This is a genomic window from Candidatus Accumulibacter vicinus, from assembly GCF_000584955.1.
GTDB lineage: Bacteria > Pseudomonadota > Gammaproteobacteria > Burkholderiales > Rhodocyclaceae > Accumulibacter > Accumulibacter vicinus.
Genome location: NZ_JDSS02000038.1, coordinates 20,415 through 27,419, shown reverse-complemented (window position 1 = coordinate 27,419; position 7,005 = coordinate 20,415). Strand labels below are relative to the sequence as shown.

9 protein-coding genes are annotated in these 7,005 nt (G+C 48.0%); 2 read left to right on the top strand and 7 right to left on the bottom strand.

The window, feature by feature from the left end; translation table 11 throughout:
• The coding region (locus CAPSK01_RS23700; RefSeq protein ID WP_273703952.1) for a hypothetical protein at positions 1 to 278 on the bottom strand (278 nt) is incomplete at its 3' end.
• Between the two features lie 101 nt (positions 279 to 379).
• On the opposite strand from CAPSK01_RS23700, the gene CAPSK01_RS23695 reads away from it, so the two are divergent.
• Both CAPSK01_RS23695 and CAPSK01_RS23690 read left to right on the top strand, forming a co-directional pair.
• The gene (locus CAPSK01_RS23695; RefSeq protein ID WP_273703951.1) at positions 380 to 529 is read left to right on the top strand and encodes a hypothetical protein; all 150 of its coding nucleotides are present in this window, start codon (positions 380 to 382) and stop codon (positions 527 to 529) included.
• Positions 526 to 1,416: an NUMOD3 domain-containing DNA-binding protein gene (locus CAPSK01_RS23690; RefSeq protein WP_273703950.1), complete on the top strand. Its 891-nt coding sequence runs from the start codon at positions 526 to 528 to the stop codon at positions 1,414 to 1,416. Before CAPSK01_RS23695 ends, CAPSK01_RS23690 begins: the two co-directional genes overlap by 4 nt.
• Positions 1,417 to 1,456: 40 nt before the next feature.
• Here the strand turns inward: CAPSK01_RS23690 and CAPSK01_RS17280 are convergent, their stop codons facing one another.
• Genes CAPSK01_RS17280 through CAPSK01_RS23675 form a run of 6 tightly spaced genes read right to left on the bottom strand, consistent with a single transcriptional unit; the run spans position 1,457 to position 6,594 of the window.
• Positions 1,457 to 2,626, bottom strand: a complete 1,170-nt coding sequence (locus CAPSK01_RS17280; RefSeq protein WP_034929616.1) for a hypothetical protein — start codon at positions 2,624 to 2,626, stop codon at positions 1,457 to 1,459.
• Positions 2,627 to 2,637: 11 nt separating this feature from the next.
• A complete protein-coding gene (locus CAPSK01_RS23685) occupies positions 2,638 to 3,129 on the bottom strand; it encodes a hypothetical protein (RefSeq protein ID WP_273703949.1) in 492 nt (163 codons plus the stop codon).
• A 12-nt stretch (positions 3,130 to 3,141) separates the two neighbouring features.
• On the bottom strand, positions 3,142 to 4,599 hold the full coding sequence (locus tag CAPSK01_RS23680) for a S49 family peptidase (RefSeq protein WP_273703948.1): 1,458 nt from the start codon (positions 4,597 to 4,599) through the stop codon (positions 3,142 to 3,144).
• Positions 4,599 to 4,823 carry a hypothetical protein gene (locus tag CAPSK01_RS17270; RefSeq protein WP_034929613.1) on the bottom strand — a complete coding sequence of 75 codons (225 nt, stop codon included), beginning with the start codon at positions 4,821 to 4,823 and terminating at the stop codon, positions 4,599 to 4,601. Before CAPSK01_RS17270 ends, CAPSK01_RS23680 begins: the two co-directional genes overlap by 1 nt.
• Positions 4,820 to 5,089: a hypothetical protein gene (locus tag CAPSK01_RS17265; RefSeq protein ID WP_034929610.1), complete on the bottom strand. Its 270-nt coding sequence runs from the start codon at positions 5,087 to 5,089 to the stop codon at positions 4,820 to 4,822. Before CAPSK01_RS17265 ends, CAPSK01_RS17270 begins: the two co-directional genes overlap by 4 nt.
• Positions 5,086 to 6,594 carry a hypothetical protein gene (locus CAPSK01_RS23675; RefSeq protein ID WP_273703947.1) on the bottom strand — a complete coding sequence of 503 codons (1,509 nt, stop codon included), beginning with the start codon at positions 6,592 to 6,594 and terminating at the stop codon, positions 5,086 to 5,088. Before CAPSK01_RS23675 ends, CAPSK01_RS17265 begins: the two co-directional genes overlap by 4 nt.
• Positions 6,595 to 7,005 lie beyond the last annotated feature (411 nt).

The window sequence follows — 7,005 nt, the reverse complement described above, 5'->3', positions numbered from 1 at the left end:
TTAGCTGCAAACAGTGGCATAGCTGCGGTAAGTTGCTTGGCAACGCAATAGGTTGCGAAAAGGTTACAAGCAGTAATGAATCGCGTCTCTGCTGCAGTAGGGGTAGGAAGTGCAGATTTAGTAGTATACGTGGTTTCCAAGTCTAGGCTAATTTCCTCAAACTCTTGGGTGAGAGCGTCACTATAAACGTCCAACGATAATACCGAGTCTTTTATATCGTCAAGGCTTACGCCAAGGGCTGCTCGTATATCGTTATAGGTAGTGTAAGTAGTTAGCATATGGAACTCCTTTTCCGTATTTTACCATGTAATGTTCCGGTTAGTTTATATTGACAGGACGACCTTGTGTTGTTAATATAACAACTTTAATGGAGGTTGAAATGAAAACTGAAAAAATATTTACCTTTCGCATTCCTACTACTTTGCTTGAAGCAGGGCATGTACTGGCGGAGTCACAAGACCTTACCTTGGCGCAGTTGATGCGTCGCTTGTTACATGAAGCTGTGCTGAAAGCAGGTCAACAGCCATGACTTTTTCTAAAAGAGTAATGATCGAGGCATTGTCATTTTCAGAGCTTCCAGACTATAGGTTCATGGGTGTGTACTATATCCAGAACCTTGTCACCAACAGGTTCTATATAGGGTCTAGTGCTGATGTCTATAGTAGGATCAAGTCTCACTTGAATATGTTGCAGCGTGGAGTCCATAGCAATATACACTTACAAAGGTCTTACAACAAGCACGGTCAGGGTAAGTTTGCTTGGGGTGTTTGTGAGGAGGTTTTCGACATCGATCAGTTATTGGTAGTGGAGCAGACATGGATTGATGTAATGGGAGATTACAATATTTGTACCGAGGCTGGGAGTACTAGAGGTTATAAGGCTACGGAAGAGACCAGGGCTAAATTAAGTGCTGTAAAATCGGGTATCAACAATCCGATGTATGGTACTAAGAGACCTGAAGTAGGAGAAATATTCCGTAAACTTCACACTGGAAAGGTCCTGTCTGAGGAACACAAGCGTAAGTGTAGCGAGGCTCTTAAGGGTAATCGAGGTCCTTGGGATAATCCAGAAAGCGTAGCTAAAATAATAGAGGCCGCGAGAGCTTCCAATACCGGAAGAAAGCACTCTGATGAGACTCGTGCTAAGGTTTCTGCTGCGGGTATGGGACGTGTGGTTTCTGAAGAGACTCGGGAGAAGATAAGGGTTAAGTCAACAGGTAGAGTTCATAGTGAGGATACAAGAGCTAAGATGAGTGCATCTATGTCAGGTACTCCCAAAACCTTGTCAGATGACGAAAGGCAACGTCGTAGGATTGCCGCCGCTTCGATATACAGTAAGCTTACTGATGAACAGAAAGCTGCAAGGGTACAGAAGATGCTAGAAACAAAGCGTCTAAAGGCCAACAGCAGGAACTAAATTAAAAACCCGGACATGTCCGGGTTTTTAATATTACTTGTTACAGAATCAGATTAAGTCTATGGAATGCACGGTCATAGAACCTGTTTGCGCACGCGCCGAAATCCACCCTGAACTTTGTTGACCTGCGAGTAACAAAGTTCTCAACTGACGAATAAGACGCGGTACTGGACTCATGCAGAACAATAGCGTTCGGCTTGGAAATACCAAGAATCGTATTCACAGGCCAGTTAGTATCAGTGACGATGTAGATAGGAAGATTAGAGGGCCACAGCGGGTCCATGACCGTCTCAATAACATCCATACGCTGACTATTCTGGTCATCCGTAGTAATAGTCGGACGGCCAGTACGATTCTGGATAGCCAGGGCACCATCAATGTCCGTGATTACATGAGTAATCGGAGAACGCTTACTGTACTTGGCAACCCACTTGATCCACGCTTTTTGAGTCAGGACACCAGCAGCACCAATGGCACTGTCAATGGTCACTGCCTTTTCAACCTGTTCACCTGACAGGGCAGCCATACCAAGGTCCGCGTCACCAGCCATCATAGATAGCAGCCAACCATCTGCACGTTCAGCGATGTCATACGTAGCCATAATGGACATACACTTTTGCACTTCCGCGAAACCGAAGTAATCCATTGCCTGATCACTGATTTCCAGACCCGAAGCAAAGATCGGGATTGTGCCGGATGTTTCACCAACAGTCAGCAAACCGATAGACGTAGGTTCTGCCAACTGTGCTACAGGCTTGGCTCGGCTATTTCGTGCTGGGTCATAATTGAATACCGGCTTTTCATATCGATTGCCACTGACACTTTGAGTGAAAGCGACCAGATTCATGAACTGTGCCAGGGCACCCGAACGGTCCTCATACAGGTCATTCTGTACTCCTGCCAGAATAGCCGCTGGAGCTACAAAACGAGAGATGCCTGTATTACCTGGTGCGGTAGAGGCTGCGGACATGCCACTGCAATCATCCAGAATTGCCCGAATCTTGGCAGGCTTAATACCAGCTTTCAGGTCTGCAGTACGGTACAAGCCGCATTGAGCAAACAGTTGCTCACTCGCCGTAGGCATCCCTTGAGGAGTGGGATACTTGCTATTCAGTGCACCGACAAAACCTTGCTCGGACTTATACAGGCTCATGTCCAGAGTAATTTCATGCTGGCCGGTGCCGTCTTGAAGTGTTGCTTTAAATTCCATGCTGGCTCTCCTTAGAGCAGTTCAATAACAATGGCAGTGCCCACGGCACCAGTACCTACAGGTCCGAGTGAAACCACACGGGCTTTAAATGGAAGACCTTTTGCTGTAGCTTGCGTAGTAGCGCTGACCACCCGAAGAGTAGTGCTCAGAGTTTCTGCTACCTGTACTGCAGCCGGAGCAGCCGCATAGACAAACTCGCCAATAGCAATAGTTCCAGTACCTGGAGTGGCTTGCAGTCCATAGGCAGTAGCGTTGACATATCCCTTGGTCTGGACCCCGCCAAGTACATACCCATCGTATACACCAGTTTCTACACTGGTACACACACCTTCAATGGGATCAGCCGCTGAGAGCAAATTGTATTGAGAATCGCCTGTGAGTTTAACACCTTTACCTACATCAACATCAGTAAAGCGAGTATTAGAAGCATTAGCCCCAACCCTAGCTGTAATAATATTTTGCGGAAAAGAACCCGTAGTTGGTGAAATAAGAAACTTTGCCATGTTAATTTACCTTTATTTAGTTCCACGTACAGCGTTAATTTGCGCCTGTGTCACATTAGTCATGACATAGGTATCATCCTTCTTTGGTGTATCAGTTGCAGACACTGCGGCTACTCCGCCAACTGGATATTCTTTCTTGAACATCTCAGAGAACCTAGAGTGTTCTGCTAATACCTGCTCAGGGGTACTACTCAATGTGACAGTAGGTGCTGCTTTAAGTGCCACTGCCATATTAGTTACAGACTTAACCGCGATGCTGAGCAACGGGTCAATAGTAGCTTTAAGAGAGTTAACCGACTCTTCCAGCTTGGCAACTTTAATGCCAGACTGCAAAAGTTCAGTATCTTTCTCTTTAATCTGCGACTTAAGAACCAAGACCACACTATCAACTACTGTTTCTGCCTGTGTAGTAACTACCGACTCCGCAACAGTTTCCGGCTTTACTGGATCAGTGGCTACATCAGTACTCGGTGTTTGCTCCTCTTGATCTGGTTTATCTTGAAGTGCATCAAGAGTCACACCAGATGCCAAGGCCGCAATATCTGCTTCTGTCAAAGCTTTCCTTGCCATACCCTCATCCTCGATTAAGTTGGGCGCAATGCCCAACAACTTAAATTTATTACTGTTGGAATTATCCATTGGTTTCGGTAATGACGCAAGGATTTTTTTACGTAGTCCACCAATTACGGCATCAAATGTGGTAACACCATCTGTCAGGCCAACATCCACAGCCGCCTGCCCGATAAACTCTTGCCCATCTGCCATTGTCTTGTCTGTGTACTCGTAAGTTCGCCCGCGCATCTTAGCTACATGGTCAACGAATACCTCGTAATTAGCGTCTGCAATCGCTTGAATTTGAGCTTCCGCTTCTTTTGTGAGAGGTTCATTAGGATCAGCCAGGGCCTTGTACTTTCCTGCTCTAATGACCGTGACCGTGACCCCTTCCATAGCATTTTGCTTGGAGTATTCCCTGAACGTAGCTTTTACCCCGATACTGCCCACTACTGCAGCCTTACTAGAATAAACCTTGCCAGCAGCACAGCCTAGCCAATAAGCGGCGCTACACATTGTGTCTGCGTAAGTAGTTACGGGTTTAACCTTGGTTGCTTCTCTAATCAAGGTAGCGGTATCTGCACATCCAGATACAGCCCCACCACCAGAATCTATATCCAACAGGATTTGTTTTACTTCAGGGTCACTTACTGCTGCCAGTACTGCGTCCCGAATCTCTGGATACCCTGTTAACCCACACCATTCTAGATAAGGGTCATCGCTATTTACTAATGGTCCATGAATAGTAATAACAGCCAAACCGTCTGAGACTTCTAAAAGTCTAGGGTCTTCTTCCGGGTCTTCTGTGTCGTCTTCTGGTCGTGTATAGTCCCCAGCCAGAATCTTCACTTCTGCAGCTAATGCAGATTCATAACTTGCCGTCGACCCAGCCCAGCATCGTTCTTCTTTAATATTCATTAAGTTCTCCATCCGGCGAATCGGTTCGGCGGGTTTGAATCAGGCGCAGACGCAGGGTCCATTCCGGTTTCCCATAGCAGCGTGCCCTCTGTCGTGTAATCGATTGGAACAATCGCATGGATCATTTGATCGCCGGTAACAGCATCAACCAACAGAATGCTGTTCTCCGGGATTTCTTCATCAACCGCAGGAATGACATAGACTTCTTTCCAGTCTGCGCTCATTTCCCTTTACCTCCTTCTGGTTTAGGCTTCGGCTTTTTCTCCGGCTTGCCCTCTTTTTTGAGCTTCGCAGAAGTTTTGATCGTTTCCCCGGCTTTCCGAAAAACATCCGTGCCGTCTGGTTTTGTCTCAACCAATTTTTCCTTAATGGGAGGCACGTTGTCTGAAGATACTTCGATTTTCAGGTCTTTACCGGATTTCCCGCGCATGATCGCTCCTGCCGGGATAGTGTAGTATGGAGCTAATACCGCCAGAATATCATTGCTCATGTCGTAATCGCCTGTAGTTCTGCGTCAGTCATTTTATAGTTGTAAATGGCGACATCACCAAAATATCCGACCGCGCCAACGCCAACACCGATACTGGACAATCCCATTGCGCCGTCATACGTTCCTGGTGTTCCTACAAGGCCAGACGATGCAACGCTCATTGTGGAGCTGCCCCACGCGAGCGCCAGTTTCTCTACTGCTCCTGGCGTCCCTGTTGGCCCATTCGCGGAATTCGTGCCGTCATAGGCCGTAGCGCCGGAGTTCGACGCAGAGAGCAAAAGCCCGTTGGTCGCACTGCCGACCGCACCTCCGGAATACACAACCGGCTTTGCCAGAATGTATGCAGTGCCAGCCGTATCACTCCAATTGCTCGATGTCTGATCCGTCAGTGAGTCCGCACTCCGATTCACGGTCGTAGTCGTCGTGACAATCGGACTCGTCGCCACTGCCCCAGCCTCATTTTGTACGCAGTCAACGGCTATAACGTCGCCGGATGTGGAAATCTTGAATCCGACAGATGGGTTAGCGAGCGTCGCGGTGATCTGCACGCGCGAATATGTGGCGGAGTTGATATTTGGTGTGATGTCCGTCCAGGTGCTGCCGCCGTCTTGCGTAAATGAGATCGTTCCGGTTCCGGTTTTTCGACGCACGTATGCAGATGAGCAGCGCGCAGCAGACGCTATCCCTGAAGTCGGCTGCAGAATAATCGCGTCTGCTGATGTTGCAGTGAGGGTGCTTGCGCTGTTGGCAATGCCGTCCAGACCAGTGGCTGTTTTCGCAGCGGTGATATTGGTCTTTGTTGACCACGCTGCATTGCTCAGGTCACGAGACCACAATAATGCGTTCGTCCCCGCAGTATCTTTACGCAGACGAGTCAAATTCGCAACAGGGATTGGAGCACCTTGCCAGTCTGTTGCGAAATATTTGCAACCGTCTGCGCCCGCTCCGTGATAGGGAGGAGATAGCACTCCGACTGAGACATACTCGGGGACGTAGGAGGCATCGTAGCCGGTGACGTTTGTGTATGAAAAACCCGCAAATTTACATCCTGATATACCATCAGCTAAATAGGATGCTGTTTCTGTCGGTGATGTATGTAACTCAAACGATGGCGCGGTCGCAGATGTAACGACAGCTTTTACATTGCATAAATACCATCCGTTTCCGGCATTCGTTATTGATGCGGAGACAAAATTAGCTCCTGCAGAAGTTCCGACAATGCCAGAAGACACGTTGAAATAGCAATTGGCAAACGGCCCATATACCCTGATAAATGAATATCCGAAGGATTTTGCATAAACTCCGAATACTACTGTAGACCCTATTGGATATACTGATCCAGTGTTGGCAATGTAATGCTGCGCTGTAGCTGCAAGAGGAATGGAACTGAATGCTGCAGATACCCCTATGGGGGGAGTATCAGCAATTGAGGCTACTGTCATGCTGCTTTTCGTCCATGCAGCATTTGTAAAGTCCTCACTTTTTGTATTTATGTTGTTCTGCACCAGCCGCGCCCCTCCAAACTCCGCGCATTCGCTGGGAATCTGACGCAAATATCCCTGATCATTGAACCGCCAAGCCGCTGTCGCACGCGACCACGTAGGGGCGCCTGTTCCCACCTCGGGGACCAGTGAAGTTTTCAGCGACGCATAAAATGTCTGCCCTATAACAGGCAAGCTGGAACCACCAGAATTATTGAACAGGAGGTTACACAACCACGGATTCATTAGAACACCGCCCATTCGTTAGACTTTGTAGGGATTCTGCAAATACCTTTGAATCCATACTGAGCAGGGGTAGAAAGGTCGCCTCGAATAGTGACTCCTGATCCGGCTGCAAATGTAACTGCACCTGCCCCATCCCGGTACGTCACAATTGACGCTGCCCCGCTCCACCCTACTGTAGCATCAGAGTTA